The 15,502-nt window shown below is 70.8% G+C and carries 16 protein-coding genes and 1 riboswitch; of the genes, 9 read left to right on the top strand and 7 right to left on the bottom strand.

Annotation, left to right across the window (positions count from 1 at the left end; all coding sequences use genetic code 11):
• Positions 1–3: 3 nt before the first annotated feature.
• A complete protein-coding gene (locus ACVDFE_RS34160) occupies positions 4–960 on the bottom strand; it encodes a magnesium transporter CorA family protein (protein WP_360386868.1) in 957 nt (318 codons plus the stop codon).
• A 69-nt stretch (positions 961–1,029) separates the two neighbouring features.
• Here ACVDFE_RS34160 and ACVDFE_RS34155 point away from each other — a divergent pair, with 69 nt between their 5' ends.
• The gene (locus ACVDFE_RS34155; protein ID WP_458433378.1) at positions 1,030–2,352 is read left to right on the top strand and encodes a serine/threonine-protein kinase; all 1,323 of its coding nucleotides are present in this window, start codon (positions 1,030–1,032) and stop codon (positions 2,350–2,352) included.
• Between the two features lie 79 nt (positions 2,353–2,431).
• Here the strand turns inward: ACVDFE_RS34155 and ACVDFE_RS34150 are convergent, their stop codons facing one another.
• The gene (locus ACVDFE_RS34150) at positions 2,432–2,617 is read right to left on the bottom strand and encodes an MbtH family NRPS accessory protein (protein ID WP_360386874.1); all 186 of its coding nucleotides are present in this window, start codon (positions 2,615–2,617) and stop codon (positions 2,432–2,434) included.
• Between the two features lie 227 nt (positions 2,618–2,844).
• Between ACVDFE_RS34150 and idi the strand changes: the two genes are divergently transcribed.
• Positions 2,845–3,429 carry an isopentenyl-diphosphate Delta-isomerase gene (gene idi / locus ACVDFE_RS34145; protein ID WP_360388326.1) on the top strand — a complete coding sequence of 195 codons (585 nt, stop codon included), beginning with the start codon at positions 2,845–2,847 and terminating at the stop codon, positions 3,427–3,429.
• On the opposite strand, the gene ACVDFE_RS34140 is transcribed toward idi, so the two are convergent.
• Together ACVDFE_RS34140 and ACVDFE_RS34135 are read right to left on the bottom strand one after the other, a co-directional pair.
• A complete protein-coding gene (locus ACVDFE_RS34140) occupies positions 3,415–4,401 on the bottom strand; it encodes a ribonucleotide-diphosphate reductase subunit beta (RefSeq protein WP_458434444.1) in 987 nt (328 codons plus the stop codon). The genes idi and ACVDFE_RS34140 overlap by 15 nt on opposite strands.
• 53 nt (positions 4,402–4,454) lie before the next feature.
• The gene (locus ACVDFE_RS34135) at positions 4,455–7,820 is read right to left on the bottom strand and encodes a ribonucleoside-diphosphate reductase subunit alpha (protein WP_458433377.1); all 3,366 of its coding nucleotides are present in this window, start codon (positions 7,818–7,820) and stop codon (positions 4,455–4,457) included.
• A gap of 103 nt (positions 7,821–7,923) precedes the next feature.
• A riboswitch (cobalamin riboswitch) is annotated at positions 7,924–8,133 on the bottom strand.
• Positions 8,134–8,196: 63 nt separating this feature from the next.
• On the opposite strand from ACVDFE_RS34135, the gene ACVDFE_RS34130 reads away from it, so the two are divergent.
• Positions 8,197–8,364 carry a hypothetical protein gene (locus tag ACVDFE_RS34130; RefSeq protein WP_360386879.1) on the top strand — a complete coding sequence of 56 codons (168 nt, stop codon included), beginning with the start codon at positions 8,197–8,199 and terminating at the stop codon, positions 8,362–8,364.
• Here ACVDFE_RS34130 and ACVDFE_RS34125 read toward each other — a convergent pair.
• Positions 8,330–8,878, bottom strand: a complete 549-nt coding sequence (locus tag ACVDFE_RS34125) for a LysE/ArgO family amino acid transporter (protein ID WP_360388331.1) — start codon at positions 8,876–8,878, stop codon at positions 8,330–8,332. The genes ACVDFE_RS34130 and ACVDFE_RS34125 overlap by 35 nt on opposite strands.
• Before the next feature lie 99 nt (positions 8,879–8,977).
• On the opposite strand from ACVDFE_RS34125, the gene ACVDFE_RS34120 reads away from it, so the two are divergent.
• The 5 genes from ACVDFE_RS34120 (at position 8,978) to ACVDFE_RS34100 (ending at position 11,928) form a co-directional block, all read left to right on the top strand.
• Positions 8,978–9,835, top strand: a complete 858-nt coding sequence (locus ACVDFE_RS34120) for a LysR family transcriptional regulator ArgP (RefSeq protein ID WP_360388334.1) — start codon at positions 8,978–8,980, stop codon at positions 9,833–9,835.
• 134 nt (positions 9,836–9,969) lie between these two features.
• Positions 9,970–10,677 carry a DUF998 domain-containing protein gene (locus tag ACVDFE_RS34115; protein ID WP_360386882.1) on the top strand — a complete coding sequence of 236 codons (708 nt, stop codon included), beginning with the start codon at positions 9,970–9,972 and terminating at the stop codon, positions 10,675–10,677.
• Positions 10,602–11,012 (top strand): type III secretion system chaperone family protein, encoded by a 411-nt coding sequence (locus tag ACVDFE_RS34110; RefSeq protein ID WP_360386884.1) that lies wholly within the window; start codon positions 10,602–10,604, stop codon positions 11,010–11,012. The genes ACVDFE_RS34115 and ACVDFE_RS34110 overlap by 76 nt, the downstream gene beginning before the upstream one ends.
• Positions 11,012–11,578 (top strand): TIGR03086 family metal-binding protein, encoded by a 567-nt coding sequence (locus ACVDFE_RS34105; RefSeq protein ID WP_458433376.1) that lies wholly within the window; start codon positions 11,012–11,014, stop codon positions 11,576–11,578. Before ACVDFE_RS34110 ends, ACVDFE_RS34105 begins: the two co-directional genes overlap by 1 nt.
• 20 nt (positions 11,579–11,598) lie before the next feature.
• Positions 11,599–11,928 carry a condensation domain-containing protein gene (locus ACVDFE_RS34100; RefSeq protein ID WP_360386889.1) on the top strand — a complete coding sequence of 110 codons (330 nt, stop codon included), beginning with the start codon at positions 11,599–11,601 and terminating at the stop codon, positions 11,926–11,928.
• Positions 11,929–12,246: 318 nt separating this feature from the next.
• Here ACVDFE_RS34100 and ACVDFE_RS34095 read toward each other — a convergent pair whose 3' ends face one another.
• Together ACVDFE_RS34095 and ACVDFE_RS34090 are read right to left on the bottom strand one after the other, a co-directional pair.
• Positions 12,247–12,942, bottom strand: coding sequence for a class I SAM-dependent methyltransferase (locus ACVDFE_RS34095; protein ID WP_458433375.1), 696 nt, complete (start codon positions 12,940–12,942; stop codon positions 12,247–12,249).
• Positions 12,930–13,604: an NAD-dependent protein deacetylase of SIR2 family gene (locus ACVDFE_RS34090; protein WP_360386894.1), complete on the bottom strand. Its 675-nt coding sequence runs from the start codon at positions 13,602–13,604 to the stop codon at positions 12,930–12,932. The genes ACVDFE_RS34095 and ACVDFE_RS34090 overlap by 13 nt, the downstream gene beginning before the upstream one ends.
• A 181-nt stretch (positions 13,605–13,785) precedes the next feature.
• Here ACVDFE_RS34090 and ACVDFE_RS34085 point away from each other — a divergent pair, with 181 nt between their 5' ends.
• On the top strand, positions 13,786–15,468 hold the full coding sequence (locus ACVDFE_RS34085; protein ID WP_458433374.1) for a cellulase family glycosylhydrolase: 1,683 nt from the start codon (positions 13,786–13,788) through the stop codon (positions 15,466–15,468).
• The last annotated feature ends 34 nt before the right edge of the window (positions 15,469–15,502 follow it).

The following is a 15,502-nucleotide window of genomic DNA, read 5'->3' as shown; positions in this document are numbered from 1 at the left end:
GCCTCACAGCCAGTCGCGGCGTTTGAACATCAGGTACAGGTAGTAGGAGAGGGCCAGGATGCCCGCGGTGGCCACCCAGAAGCCCCACCGCTGGTCGTAGCCGGGGTACGGGACGTTCATGCCGTAGTAGCCGGAGATGGCGGTCGGGACGGCGATGATCGCGGCCCAGCTCGTGACCTTCTTCATGATCGAGTTCAGGCGGTTGCCCTGGACGGCCACCTCGGCCTCGCGCAGGTTCGTCACGAGCTCGCGCAGCGACTCGGTCAGCTCCGCGGTGAACAGGGTGTGGTCCTTCACGTCCAGGTAGTACGGCATCAGCTCGTCGGAGACCAGCGCGTGCTCGCGGTGGACGAGCGAGCCGAGGATCTCGCGCATCGGCAGGGCCACGCGGCGCAGCTGGACCAGGGCGCGGCGCAGCTTGAGGATCTTGCGGCCCTGGTGGGGGCGTTCCGCGTAGATGCTGTCCTCGACGTCCTCGACGTGGTCCTCCAGCTCCTGCGCGGCGGCGTGGTGGCCGTCGACCACGTCGTCGAGCAGGCCGTGCAGCAGGAAGCTGACCCCGGCGGAGGCGAGGTCGGCGCCCGCGTCCCAGCGGCGCAGCACGCCGTCGAGCGGGTAGGACTCGTCTTCCCGGACGGTGACCAGGACCCGCGGGAGCACGAACACGTCGACCTCGGTGGTCCTGACCTCGTGCTCGGCGTAGGTGACGGCGTGCATCGCGAGGAACAGGTGGGTGGGGTAGCGGTCGACCTTCGGGCGCTGGCGCTCGGCGAGGGCGTCCTCGATCGCCAGGTCGTGCAGGCCCAGCTCGTCGCGCAGCAGGCGGACGTCGGGCTCCGAGGGCGCGCACAGGTCGAACCACACCACGGCCGAGGGATCTTCCAGCAGGTGTGCGACGTCGGCGACCGGGAAGTCCTGGTCGACCAGTTCGCCGTTGCGGTACAAGCGGGTCCGGCCCATGGGTGACAACGATACGTAGATCCGCTCAGATGTGAGGTTCCGGCCCGAGTTCCCGCTACCCTCGAACCGGTGAAGGTGGACCAACCTCAGCGCATCGGCGACTACCTGCTGCTGGGCAGGCTCGGTCGTGGCGCCATGGGAACCGTCTACCTGGGCCAGAGCAGTGACGGAAGGCAGGTCGCGGTCAAGGTCGCGCGGGCAGAGCTCGCTGACGACCCGCGGTTCCGCGAGCGGTTCCGGCGCGAGGTGCAGATGGCGCGGGCGGTGGGCGGTACCGGAACGGCGGCCGTGCTCGACGCCGACACACGGGCACCGCGGCCGTGGATGGCGACCGAGTACGTGCCCGGCCCGACGCTGCAGGAGGCAGTCGAACGGCACGGGCCGCTGCCGGAGCACCACCTGAGACGACTCGCCGAGGGCCTGGCCGACGCGCTCACCGCGATCCACGGCGCCGGGCTCGTGCACCGCGACCTCAAGCCGGCGAACGTGCTGCTCGGCGCGGACGGCCCGCGGGTCATCGACTTCGGCATCTCCCGCGCGATGGAGCACACGGCGCTGACCGAGACCGGCATGGTCTTCGGCACGCCGGGGTTCCTGTCGCCGGAGCAGATCACCGGCCAGGAGGTCGGCTGCCCCAGCGACGTGTTCGCGCTGGGCGCGGTGCTGGTCTACGCGGCCACCGGCAGGGGACCGTTCGGCGAGGGCCCGACGGCGACGCTGCTCTACCGGGCCGCGCACGGCGAACCGGACCTCGACGGGCTGCCCAAGTCGTTGCGGCCGCTGGTGCAGCGGTGCATGCACCGCGACCCGGCCAAGCGCCCGGAGCCCACCGAGGTCACACGGCTGCTGGCGCAGGTCGCGAAACCGCCGACGACGACGAAGCTGCCCGCCCCGATGACCCCGGCCGCCGCCACGTTCTCGACGTCGCGGATCGTGCCGTTCAGCTGGGGCGTGGTGAACCTGGCCGCCGCGCTGCTCGCCGCCGCCATCGCCGACCCGGCCGCCCAGGCGAACGGGGCGACGCAGCTGCTGGCGCTGGCCGCGTTCTGCGTGCTGGTGGTGCGGGCCGCGCGGTTCTTCGGCGCGTCCGCACGCCGCAAGGTGGTCGTGGAGATCAGTCGCGAGGGCATCGCCACCACCCGCAACGGCAAGTTCCACCAGTACTGGTGGTACGAGCTGGCGCGCGTGCGGGTGGTGCCGCACAAGAAGCGCCCGTGGGTCGTGGTCTGGCTCAAGGACCCGGCGCCACGCCGGTTCTTCGGCGCCCACCACGGCGGGGTGCGGGTGTTCCCGATCGCCCACGAGCGCTCGCGCCGCCGCCGTGACCGCGAGGTCGCCGAGCTGCGCGCCGCACTGGCCTGGTACCTGCCGCGCTCCTACGACGGGCGCTGATCGGTCCACCCGCAGGTGGTCGTCACGGTGTCCGGCACGCCGGGTGGTGACGTGGACCACATCAGGGTCGCGGGTGCGACTAGGCGGCCATCGGCAGATCGGCGCGGAGCACGGCGACGAGGTCCTCGCAGGACTGCCGGCCGGCCACGCCGTGCACGACCTGCCAGCCGGCGGGCACCTGCAGCACCGCCGGCCAGATCGAGTACTGGCCCGCCGGGCTGACCAGCACCAGGAACATGGTGTGAGCCGAAGCGAACGGGGTCATGCGTCCAGGGTGACGTGGACCACCTCGGGCGGCGCTCGGCGCGCGCTCAAGTCGCCGCCGGGTTGCCGCTGCGCGGAGTCCTCACGGCCACCGGGTGTCGGCGTGCCACACTGCTGCGCGCCGCGTTGCCCTGCCGCCCGCGAGCCACCCACCGGCCCTCGACGACAACGATGTCGGCGCCCAGGTTCCGGTGCCCCGCCCGAGTGTGGTTACGTGTGGTCGTGACTGTGGAACAGGTGGTCCTGCTCGGCGAGGACGGTTCGGCGATCGGCGTCGAGGACAAGGCTGTCGTGCACCACGCGGACACGCCGCTGCACCTGGCGTTCTCCAGCTACGTCTTCGACTCGGCCGGCAACACGGTGCTCACCCGCCGGGCGTTGCACAAGAAGACGTTCCCCGGCCTGTGGACCAACACGTGCTGCGGCCACCCCCTGCCGGAGGAGGACATGGCCGAGGCGGTGCGGCGGCGGCTGCGCGACGAGCTCGGCATGGACGTCGGCGTGCCCGAGCTGGTCCTGCCGGCGTTCCGCTACCGGGCGGAGATGGACGGTGTCGTCGAGAACGAGATGTGCCCGGTGTTCCGGGTGCTCTCCGACGCCGAGCCGGTGCCGAACCCCGACGAGGTCGACTCGACCGAGCGCGTGCCGTGGAGCGTGTACGCCTCGAGCGTCCTGGACGGGACCCGGCCGGTGTCGCCGTGGTCCCGCCTGCAGGTCGCCGAGCTGGTGGAGCTCGGGCCCGATCCGCTCGCGTGGCCGGTGGCGGACCGGGCCGGACTCCCTAAGGCCGTGGTGCTGTCACCACTGCAGTGAGCCGCCGTTCTGGTACTCGATGACGCGGGTCTCGAAGAAGTTCTTCTCCTTCTTGAGGTCCATCATCTCCGACATCCACGGGAACGGGTTCTCCGCCGGCTCCCACACGGGCTCGAGCCCGAGCTGTGCGCAGCGGCGGTTCGTGATGAACCGCAGGTACTGCTCGCACAGCTCGGAGTTCAGCCCCAGGATGCCGTTCGGCATGGTGTCGCGGCCGTAGGCGATCTCCAGCTCGCAGCCCTCCGCGAGCATGGTGCGCACCTCCGCCTGGAACGCGTCGTCCCACAGGTGCGGGTTCTCGAGCTTGATCTGGTTGATCGCGTCGATGCCGAAGTTCAGGTGGATCGACTCGTCGCGCAGGATGTATTGGTACTGCTCGGCGACGCCGACCATCTTGTTGCGCCGCCCCAGGGACAGGATCTGCGCGAACCCGGTGTAGAACCACATGCCCTCGAACACCACGTAGAACGCGACGAGGTCCTTGAGGAACGCCCGGTCGCGGTCGGGTGTGCCGGTGCGGAACCCCGGGTCCTCCAGGTGCCGGGTGAACTGCAACGCCCACGCGGCCTTGTCCGTGATGGACGGGATCTCCCGGTACATGTTGAACAGCTCGCCCTCGTCGAGGCCGAGCGAGGTGCAGACGTACTGGAACGTGTGGGTGTGCACGGCCTCCTCGAACGCCTGGCGCAGCAGGTACTGCCGGCACTCGGGGTTGGTCAGGTGCCGGTACACGGCGAGCACGATGTTGTTGGCCACCAACGACTCCGACGTGGCGAAGAAGCCGAGGTTGCGCTTGATCATCAGGCGCTCGTCCGAGGTGAGGCCGTCCTTCGACTTCCACAGGCCGATGTCGGCCTGCATGGACACCTCGGTCGGCATCCACGCGTTGTTGCAGCCGGCCAGGTACTTCTCCCACGCCCAGTGGTACTTCAGCGGCAGCAGCTGGTTGACGTCCGCACGGCAGTTGATCATCGCCTTGTCGTCCACGCCGACCCGCGCGGCACCGGCGTCGATGATGTGGTCGGTCACTGGCAGGCCTCGCAGTCGGTGTCGGTGGTGGAGCAGGCGACGGGGGAGACGGCGTTGAGCTTGCCGTCGGTGCCCTGCAACGTGGACTTCTCCACGTGCGTCGCGCTCTGCGTCCGCAGGTAGTACGTGGTCTTGAGCCCGCGCAGCCACGCCAGCCGGTAGAGCTCGTCGAGCTTGCGGCCGCTCGGCGCGGCCAGGTAGAGGTTGAGCGACTGCGCCTGGTCGATCCACTTCTGCCGGCGCGAGCCCGCCTCGACCAGCCAGGCGCTGTCGACCTCGAACGCCGTGGCGTACAGGGCCTTCAGGTAGGGCGGCACCCGGTCGATCGCACCGAGGCTGCCGTCGTGCAGCTTGAGGTCGGAGACCATCTGCTCGTCCCACAGCCCGCGCTGCTTGAGCGCCCTCACCAGGTGGGGGTTGACGACGGTGAAGTCGCCGGACATGTTCGACTTCACGTAGAGGTTGCGGTACAGCGGCTCGATCGACTGGTTCACGCCGGCGATGTTCGCGATGGTCGCGGTCGGCGCGATGGCCATGACGTTCGAGTTCCGCATGCCCTGCCGCACCTTGGCCCGCAGGGCGGCCCAGTCCATCATGGACCCGCGGTCCTGCTCCAGCTCGTCCGCGGCGCGGTGCCGCGCGAGGATCTCGACCGAGTCGATCGGCAGGACGCCCCGCGACCACAGCGACCCGTCGAACGACCGGTACGCGCCGCGTTCCCGAGCCAGGTCGGCGGACGCCTCGATGGCGTAGTAGCTGATCTCCTCCATGCTGCGGTCCGCGAACTCCACGGCCTCCTGCGACGCCATCGGCGTGCCGAGCGTGAACAGCGCGTCCTGGAACCCCATCAGCCCCAGACCGACCGGCCGGTGCCGCAGGTTGGAGTTCCTGGCTTCCGGGATCGTGTAGTAGTTCACGTCGATCACGTTGTCGAGCATCCGCACGGCCGTGCGCACCGTCTTGCGGAGCCGGGCGTGGTCGATGCCGTCCTCGGTGACGTGCCGGGCGAGGTTGACCGACCCCAGGTTGCACACCGCGACCTCGTCGACCGCGGTGTTCAGGGTGATCTCGGTGCACAGGTTCGACGAGTGCACCACGCCGCTGTGCTGCTGCGGTGACCGCAGGTTGCACGGGTCCTTGAACGTGATCCACGGGTGGCCGGTCTCGAACAGCATCGTGAGCATGCGCCGCCACAGGTCCACGGCCTGGACCCGGCGGAAGACCTTGATCCCGCCATCGTCGGCCTTGGCCTCGTAGGCGCGGTACTTCTCGGCGAACTCGGCGCCGAACGCGTCGTGCAGGTCCGGCACCTCGTCGGGGGAGAACAGCGTCCACGTGCCGCCCGCGCGGACCCGGCGCAGGAACTCGTCCGGCACCCAGTTCGCGGTGTTCATGTCGTGGGTGCGGCGGCGTTCGTCGCCGGTGTTCTTGCGCAGGTCGAGGAACTCCTCGACGTCGATGTGCCAGGTTTCGAGGTAGGCGCAGACCGCGCCCTTGCGCTTCCCGCCGTTGTGGGCGAGGCCGGCCGTGGTCAGGTAGGACTCGTCGGTCTCGACCTCGAGGTCGAACACCTCGGGGACCACCTTGGTCTCCCGCACGTCGCGGACGCGCGAGAACACCATGCCCCGGTGCTCGACCCAGTCTGGCTCGGTGGTCGGGCGGCAGCCGGCGAGTTCGGCGATGCCCTCGACGGCGGGAACCCCGACGTCGAGGTCCTCGCCGGCAGAGGGGATGCCGAGGCGCAGCAGCTGGTAGCGGGCACCCGCGGCGAGCGACCGCGACGTCGTGGTGAAGTGGACCTCGACGCCGCGGGAGGCACCGCCGCTCGACTCCAGCAGGCCTTGCAGGAGCTTCCGGGTCTGGGCGTGCGGCAGGTGGGAGAACCTGCGGGCGATCCGCTTCCGGCGGTCGTCGTCGTAGAGGTCCTCAGGCGTGAACGGGAACGCGGAGGCACCCACCTCGGGTTCGGAGGCCCAGTGGATCCACACGTGGGTGTCGTCGCGGCCGTTCTCCCGGAAGCGGACACCGCGCGCCGACAGGTGCTCGCGGACGAAGTCCAGGTGCGCGTCCAGCCCGGGTTTCCCGGAGACACCCCACCGCACCCCGTCCTCCGACAGGTGCCCGCCACCGAGCAGGACGCCGTACAGACGAGCATCGTCCTCGCTGAAACCGGCGACGGGCACGACCTCCCGCGGAACCACCCTGGCGACGAGGTCACCCTTCTCCAGCCGACCGGCGTCCACCCACTCCGGCCGCACCTCGTCGCCGGCGAGCTGCTTGAGCGTCCGCGCGTTCTCCTGGCCGAGCGGCACGCCCCTGACGGCGTACAACGGGTGTCCGGCGGTGACCCTGAGGGGTGCGGCGGAGTGCTCGACCTCCACCTCGACCATCGGGTCGACCTGGTCGTAGAGCATGACGTCGGTGACCTCGCGGTAGGTGCCGCTCACCCCGAGCACGAGGTCGCCGGCCACGACGTCCCTGATCGCCTTGACGCCGTCGGCGGTGTGGACGCCGGTGTCCGGTGCGAAGCACTGGTTCACGGCCACGGCCGTGTCGTTCGCGATCTTCAGGAACGGCACCACGCCCTGCGACGTGCCGTTGGTGCCCCTGATGTGCGCGCCGATGCCGCGCACCGGCGTCCAGTCGTTGCCCAGGCCGCCCGCGAACTTCGAGAGCAGCGCGTTGTTGCTGATGCCGTGGAAGATGCCGCCGAGGTCGTCGGCCACGGTGGTCAGGAAGCACGACGACAGCTGCGGCCGGGTCGTCCCGGAGTTGAACAGCGTCGGTGTCGAGCACATGAAGTCGAACGACGACAGCAGCTCGTAGAACTCGACCGCGCGGGCGTCGGGGTCGTCCTCCTCCAGGGCGAGGCCCATGGCCACGCGCATGAAGAACGCCTGCGGCAGCTCGTAGCGGCGGCCGTCGCGGTGCAGGAAGTAGCGGTCGTACAGGGTTTGCAGGCCCAGGAACTGGAACCGGAGGTCACGGGACGGGTCCAGCGCCGATCCCAGGCGGGCCAGGTCGAACGAGGTCAGCCGGGGGTCGAGCTGGCCGCAGTCGACGCCGTGCCGCACGAACGAGGCGAAGTACGACGGGTAGCGCTCGGTCATCTCGGCGTGCGACAGCGGGACGCCGCACGCCTCGGTGCGCAGCCGGTCCAGCAGCAGGCGGGCGCTGACGCAGGAGTAGTCCGGGTCCTGCTCGACCATCGCGCGGGCGGCCATGATCGGCGCCAGGGCGAGCTCGGCGTCGGTGATGCCGTGGTACAGGTTCCGCTTGGTCTCGGTCAGCACCGCCTCGGCCGATGCGTTCGGAAGATCGGCACAGGCTTCCTCGATGACCACTGAAAGGCGGTCGGGCACGCTCTCTCCTCGCGAGCTGGGCCCAGGAGGAAAAGCGCATGCGCGCACCGTTCACCGGTGCACACAGCCGCCCTCCCTCGGGGCACCGTGTCGTGCGCGCAGGCTTGCGCGCACCCCGGTGGCAGGTCTTCGGACTCGTGGGCGTCGAACTCGCGCCTACCGGCCGTCGCTTCCCAGGTCTCGCGACCCAGTGCTTCGTTGACGGCTTTCGTTCCCACTCACCGCTGCGGGGCAGTCCCGGACTCGCACCGGGTTCCCTCTTGCCTCACCGGCCCGTTGTCCGGGCCGGCGAACCACCAGTGCGGCAGATACTACATGTGGTGGTGGGTCCTTGATCACCACCCAACATGCGTGTCCCCTGGGTAGGGTGGTCGGCGTGGGTGAGGTTCGGCCGCGGGTCTTCTACGGTGCTCTGCTCAGTGCGGGGCTCGCCTCCGCGTCGCTGTTCGCGGGAGCCGCGGCGCCGGTGACGAGCGGCGTGCTGGCCGGCTGCGCGGTCGCCGCGCTGGTCACGTCCCGGCGATCAGCGCGACCCCGAGGCTGATCATCACGGCGGCGATCACGCCGTCCAGCACGCGCCACGCGCGCGGCTTCGCGAACAGCGGGCTGAGCAGCCGGGCGCCGAACCCGAGCGCGGCGAACCAGGTGATGCTCGCCGTCACCGCGCCGACGCCGAAGAGCCAGCGGCCGGCGGCGATCGACCCGAGCAGCAGCACGGTGTCGAGGTAGACGTGCGGGTTGAGCCACGTCAGCGCGATCGCGGTGAGCACGGGCCGGTGCCGGGCGCCGGTGTCGGCGTGCAGGGCCTGCGGGCGCAGTGCGCGCCGCGCGGCCAGGAACCCGTACCCCAGCAGGAAGAGCCCGCCCACGACCGCGGCGACGGTGACCGCCTGCGGCCACCGGGTGACGATCGCGCCGAACCCGGCGACGCCCACGGCGACCAGGACCGCGTCCGACACGGCGCACACGGCGACCACCTTCGCCACCGCCTCGCGGCGAAGTCCTTGGCGCAGCACGAAAGCGTTCTGGGCGCCGATCGCGACGATCAGGGTCATCATGGTGCCGAAGCCGAGCAGCAGGTCTGTCACGCGGTCCACGCTATTGACGCGTTCTTGATGAGGCCAGCTGAAGATTCTTACGTACCATTAGCGCTCGTGATGGACCTCGACCTGGTGCGCACGCTGCTCGCGGTGGTGGACAGCGGCACGTTCGACGCCGCCGCCACCGCGTTGCACGTCACGCCTTCCGCTGTCTCGCAACGCATCAAGGCGCTCGAACAGCGCACGGGCCGGGTCCTGCTGGTCCGCGCCCGCCCGGTGCGGCTCACGCCGTCCGGTGAGGTGATCGTCCGCTACGGTCGGCAACTGCTGGCGCTCGACCAGGACCTCGGGGCGGCGCTCGGCGAGGACGCGGTCGTGCGGGTGCCGATCGCGGTGAACGCCGACTCGCTCGCCACCTGGTTCCTGCCCGCGCTGCACCGCGTGCCGCCCGAGCTGCGGATCTCGTTCGACCTGCACCGCGAGGACCAGGACCACACGACGGCGTTGCTGCGGCAGGGAGCGGTGATGGCGGCGGTGACGTCGTCGCGCGACCCCGTCGCCGGCTGCTCGGTGCGCAAGCTCGGCCACATCCGCTACGCCGCGATGGCCGCCGAGTCCTTCGTGAACCGGCATGCGGCCGGGCCGTTGAAGTCGTGGCTGCCGGATGCCCCGGTCGTGGTGTTCGACCGCAACGACGACCTCCAGGACCGCTTCGTCCGCACTCTGACGCGGGGCCGCGGCGCGTCCGAGCACCGCCACCACGTCCCGTCGTCCGAGGTCTACGTGCGCGCCGTCGCCACCGGCCTGGGCTGGGGCATGGTGCCGCCGCAGCAGGTGCTCGACGGCCTGGTCGACCTCGCTCCCGGCCGCACGGTCAGCGTCCCGCTGTACTGGCAGCAGTGGAAGCTCGACTCGCCCGCACTCACCGCCGTGGCCGAGGCGGTGGTGGCCGAAGCCGCGCAGGCGCTGCGCTGAGTCCCCGGGGTGGGGCGACGCGCCGCCGAACCGGGCTCGTGCTCCCGGCCGGGAACCTGTCCGGCGCCTGAGAGCATCCTGTCGGCTTCCTGAACCCAGGAACCCCGGGGGTTCACCCGCTCGTTGACCGGTTTGTGCTGATTCCTCGCCTCGCCGCCACCGGCGGTTCGCTCGCGGTCGTCGCGACCGTCGCCATGGTGGGCCTGCTCGACCTGACCGTCGGCGCTCTGCACCGCACGATCAGCGAGTACGCCCTGGGCGACTACCGCCCGGTGTTCGACGTGGCCGTGCTGCTGCTGGTCGCGGGCTCGGCCGGCATCCTCACCGCGCTGGTCCACAAAGGACTGACCCGGTGGCGGTCGGCGGGCTCGGTCGCGTTGCTGCTGTGGTCGTTCGGCCTGCTGCTCGTGGTCGTGTTCCCGAAGACGAACTGGGCGATGGGCACCAACCAGCTCAGCGGCAGCATCCACCGGTTCGGCAGCATGGTCGCGTTCGTGAGCCTGCCCGTCGCGGTCGTCCTGCTGGCCCGGCCGTGGCTGCGCGACCACGTCTGGGGGCGACACGCCAGGTGGACGATGGCGTCGGGTTTGTTGAGCGTTGTCGCATTCATGCCGCTGCTTTACGCCATTGTGCTGGGTGCGGTGTCGGACGTCCGGTGGTGGAACGTGTTCCCGTTGGGCTACATCGAGAGGATCTTGCTGGCCGCCGAGGTCCTGGCCGTGCTGGTCGTCGGGCTGTGGGCGATCTCGGCCAGTAGGGTTGCGCCATGGCGAGTTGGGGAGACCTCGCGGATTACGTCCGCGCCGAGTACGACGTCATCAGCGACCAGGGCGAGGAACTGAGGATCCTCTTCACCTTCGGGGACGTGGAGGAGGGCGACGACGACCGCACGCAGGTCGTGATCATCGTCCGGGAAGTGCTCGACAACATGCACGAATGGGTGCAGATCGCCTCCCCGTGCGGGCTGGCCGCGCAGGTGGACCTCCGCCGCGTGCTGGAGGAGGTGGGCAACTCCACCGTCGCCTGCGGCCTCGCGATCATGGGGGAGCACGTCGTGGTCCGGCACTCGTTGCCGCTCAAGGACCTCGACATCCACGAGTTCACCGACCCGCTGCACCTGCTCGCCGGCACGGCGGACACGCTGGAGGAGCAGTTCTGGGGAGGGGACGGCTACTGATGTTCGACCTGGCACCTGCCACCGACCGCCTGGCGGAGGTGGTGCGCGGGGTGACCGACCGCCACCTGTCGGCACCGACGCCGTGCCCGGAGTACGCGGTCGGCGACCTGCTCGACCACGTCAACGGCCTGGCCGTGGCGTTCACGATGGCGGCGCGCAAGACACCGCTGCGGGGCACCCCCTCCGGCGACGTGGCGCGGCTGCCGCTGGACTTCCGCGAGTCGGTGCCGGCCCGCCTGGCCGAGCTCGCGCAGGCCTGGCGCGCACCGCAGGCGTGGGAGGGCATGACCGCGGCGGCCGGCGTCGACCTGCCCGGCGAGGTGGCCGCGGCCGTGGCGCTGGACGAGGTCGTGCTGCACGGCTGGGACCTCGCACGTGCCACCGGGCAGCCGTTCGAGGTCGACGAGGACCTGCTCCAGGTCGTGCACGGCTTCGTGTCGTCGGTCGGTCCCGGCAACCGCGACGGCTCGCTGTTCGGAGCCGTGGTGGAGGTCGGCTCGACCGCGCCGCTGCTGGACCGTGTCCTGGGACTCAGTGGCCGCGACCCCGCCTGGAAAGTAGGTTAGGCTCCCCTAACGTGAGAGCGATGACGGTGCAGGTTCGGGCGGGGCTCGGCGTCGGACGCCTGGCCGCCGCACTGGCTTCCCTGGTGGAACTGCACCCCGAGCTGTGCCGTTCGGGCTTCGCGCACCACGAGGTCACCGACCCCGCCGCCGCCACGGCCGCCGCACTGGCCGAAGCGGAGGCGGGGCTCGACCTGCGGGCGGGTGTGCTGATGCAGGCCGTGTGGCTGGACGCCGGACCCGAGCGGTCGGGGCGGATCGTGCTGGTGCTGCACGACGTCGTGGCCGACCGGATGCCGCGCGTGCTGCCGTGGCTGGTGCAGGCCTGGAAGCAACCCGCGCTGGTCGGCTAGTCCCGATCTTGTCGGACCCGCTGAGTACGGTGAGACGCAGGGGATCCCGACTCGGGGGTACCCCTGCGTGAGCGCGGCCCGGACCCGCTGGGTCACCCGTCGGTGGTGCACCGGGGGAGCGTCCGCGCCAGCGTGCCCGTCCGTGCCGAGGGGGCCGGTCCGCCGCAGCGCGTCCAGTCTGGCCCGGTGCGATCGACCGCCGGGTGCGTCCAGTCTGGCCCGGTGCGATCGACTGGCCGGACAGCACGGCCACGCCACCCCTCGCCGTGACCGCCCGCGCCGCGGGTCGCGTCCGGACGCGACAAGACCCCGCCCGGCCTAGGTCCGCTGCGCCACGAACACGTGCTCGCGCCCAGGCCGGTCGGGCGCGTCCCGCACGTCCGCCACCCGGAACCCGCACCCCACCAGGCTGTCCACGACCTCGTCGTGCGACCGGAACCGCAGCGTGGAGTCCGAGGCGAGCTCGGTCCCGTCGGGGAACCGGTAGGTGTGCCGGAACGACACGAACGGCAGCCGCACCTCCAGCACCTCCAGCCGCTCGGTCACGCCGCCGACCGCGCGGTCCGGCCGGTCCGCCCACTCCTCCCAGGCCCGGGACTCCGGCCTGCGCGTCTCGAACACGAGGTGCCCGCCGGGGCGCAGGGCCGCGTGGACGCCGCGCAGCGCCGCCTCCCAGTCGGTGCCGAGGAACACCTGCGCCACGTTGCCCGTCATGACCGCGAGGTCCACCCGCAGCGGCGGCAGCGAGGTCGCGTCGCCGTGCAGCCACGTCACCCGCGGGTCCTTGGCGCGCGCCAGCTCCAGTGACGCGAGGGCCGGGTCCACCCCGACCACGTCGAGTCCCGCCTCGGCCAGCAGCACCCCGAGGCACCCGGTGCCGCACCCGACGTCGAGCACGCTCGCCGCGCCGAGCTCGGCCGCGACCGCCAGGTAGAGGTCCAGGTCGGTGCGCCGGCCGTCGAACGCGTCGTAGACGGCCGCCAGGCGCGGGTCGGAGAAGATCAGGTCGGGCATCTCGCGTCCTCGTTCCCCGTCACGAACGGGCGGAGCAGTGCGATCAGCTCGTGGTCCGGCCGCCCGTTCAGCTCGTCCTCCGCCACCCGCCGGGCGATCCCGGCGAGGAAGTCCGCGACCTGCACCCGTGCGTCGTGCTGCGAGTCGGCCAGGGTCAGCTCCGCCAGCCGCGGCGCAGCCTCCTTCAGCCGCCGGATGCGGTCCTCGGTCAGCGACAGCTGCTGGTCGTGCACGATCGACACCGGGCCGCGCCACTGCGCCACGGCCCGCAGGATCGCCGGGAACAGCGGGTCCAGGGCGCCGCGCGGCCCGCGGGCGCGCAGCAGGTCGTTGTAGTGCTCCAGCGGGCCGGTGACCGGACCGAACTCCGCGCGCACCCGTGCGGCCAGGAACCGCCGCTTGTCCACCAGCTGCACGCGCGCCCGGCCGGCCAGCGGGCCAGACGGGTCCAGGAACCACAGCAGCACCCACCGGTTCTTCTGCCGCAGCAGGTGGTTCGCCTTGTACTCCAGGGCCGGCGACCTGATCATCGACCGCAGCTCGGCGACGCACGCGCCGGCCTCCTCGCGGGACAGCCGCACGGCCGCGTGCGCGAAGACCGCCGTGACCCCGCCGACGAGCTTCTCGCCCTCGGAGCCCGACTCGTCGCAGGCGATCTCCATCAGGACGCCGCCGTGGCCGTGGTTCGCATCAGGGGTCGAGGATGCCCCACCCGCGCGGTTCCGGTCGCCCGAATTTGTTGACAGCGGCGGTGGTCCGGTGCTGTGATTCAACGCACAACATACAGGAAACCTTCTTAACTAAATCGCCGCCGCGCCCTGTACCCCTGCACAGGAGGCACCTGTGGCCAGATCCCTGTTCTTGGTCGTCCCAGCCGCACTGGCGCTCAGCGTCCCCGCCGTCGCGGTCGCCGCCCCGGTCCAGCACCAGGCGGAGAACGCGACGATCACCCACGGCGTGGTGGAGTCCAACCACGCCGGCTTCACCGGCTCGGGCTTCGTCAACTACGACAACGAGGTCGGCAGCTCGGTGGAGTTCACCGTGACCGCCGCCGCTGCCGGCCCGGCGACCCTTACTTTCCGGTTCGCCAACGGCCAGACGGCCGACCGCCCGATGGACATCTCGGTGAACGGCGCACTGGTCGCGGACGAGCTCGCGTTCCCGAGCACGGGCGCGTGGACGTCCTGGACGACCCGCTCCACCGCCGTGACCCTCACCGCGGGCACCAACAGGATCAAGACCGTCGCGACCACGTCCAACGGCGGCCCGAACCTGGACCGCGTCGACGTCGACCAGCAGTCCGGCACGCCGGACACCACGGCCCCGTCGGTCCCCGGCGGCCTGCGCTCGACCGGCACCACGGCGACCTCGGTGTCGCTCGCGTGGGACGCGTCCACCGACAACGTGGGCGTGACCGGCTACGTGCTGTCGAGCGGGCAGACCGCGACCGGCACCGCCCACACCGTGAGCGGCCTGACGCCGGACACCTCGTACACCTTCACCGTGCGGGCGCGGGACGCGGCGGGCAACCTGTCCGGCGCCTCCGGTGCCGTCACGGTGCGCACGCAGCCCGGAACCCCCGGCGGCACCCGGCCGCACGACGTCAACGGGCTGCTGCGCGTGTGCGGCGTGCAGCTGTGCAACCAGTACGGCAAGCCGGTCCAGCTGCGCGGCATGAGCACGCACGGCATCCAGTGGTACCACCGGTGCTCCAAGTCCCAGTGGTGGGACGCGCTGGTCAACGACTGGAACGCGGACTTCCTCCGCGTCGCCATGTACGTCCAGGAGGACGGCTACGAGACCGACCCCCGCAAGTTCACCGACCTGGTGCACGGCTACATCGAGGAAGCCACCCGCCGCGGCATCTACGTCCTCGTGGACTGGCACCAGCTCGACCCCGGTGACCCGAACTACAACCTGTCCCGCGCCAAGACGTTCTTCACCGAGATCGCGACCAGGCACAGGGACAAGACCAACATCATCTACGACATCGCCAACGAGCCGAACAACGTCTCGTGGGCGCGGGTGAAGTCCTACGCCGAGCAGATGATCCCGGTCATCCGCGACATCGACCCGGACAGCCTCATCGTCTCGGGCACGAACGGCTGGTCGACGTTCGGCCACTCCGACGGCGACAGCCCGTCCGAGGTGCTGAACAACCGGGTCAACGCCACGAACTTCATGTACTCGTTCCACTTCTACGCGCAGGCGCACCAGGACTCGTACCTCAGCGTCCTGGACCAGGTGTCGAGCCAGGTCCCGGTGTTCGTGACCGAGTTCGGCACGCAGGCCGCGTCCGGTGGCGGCAGCAACGACTTCACCATGTCGCAGAGGTACGTCGACCTCATGGCCCGCAAGAAGATCTCCTGGGCCAACTGGAACTACTCCGACGACGGCCTGACGGGCGCGGTGTTCAAGACCGGCACCTGCTCGGGCACCACGTTCGCGGGCACCGGTGTGCTGAAGCCGGCCGGGGTGTGGGTGCGGGACCGCATCCGGACGCCCGACGACTTCCCGACGAGCTGATGCCGGACGAGCTGGTCCCGGTGAGGTGAGTGAG

The organism is Lentzea chajnantorensis, from assembly GCF_054300775.1.
This window is presented reverse-complemented; position numbering and strand designations above follow the sequence as displayed.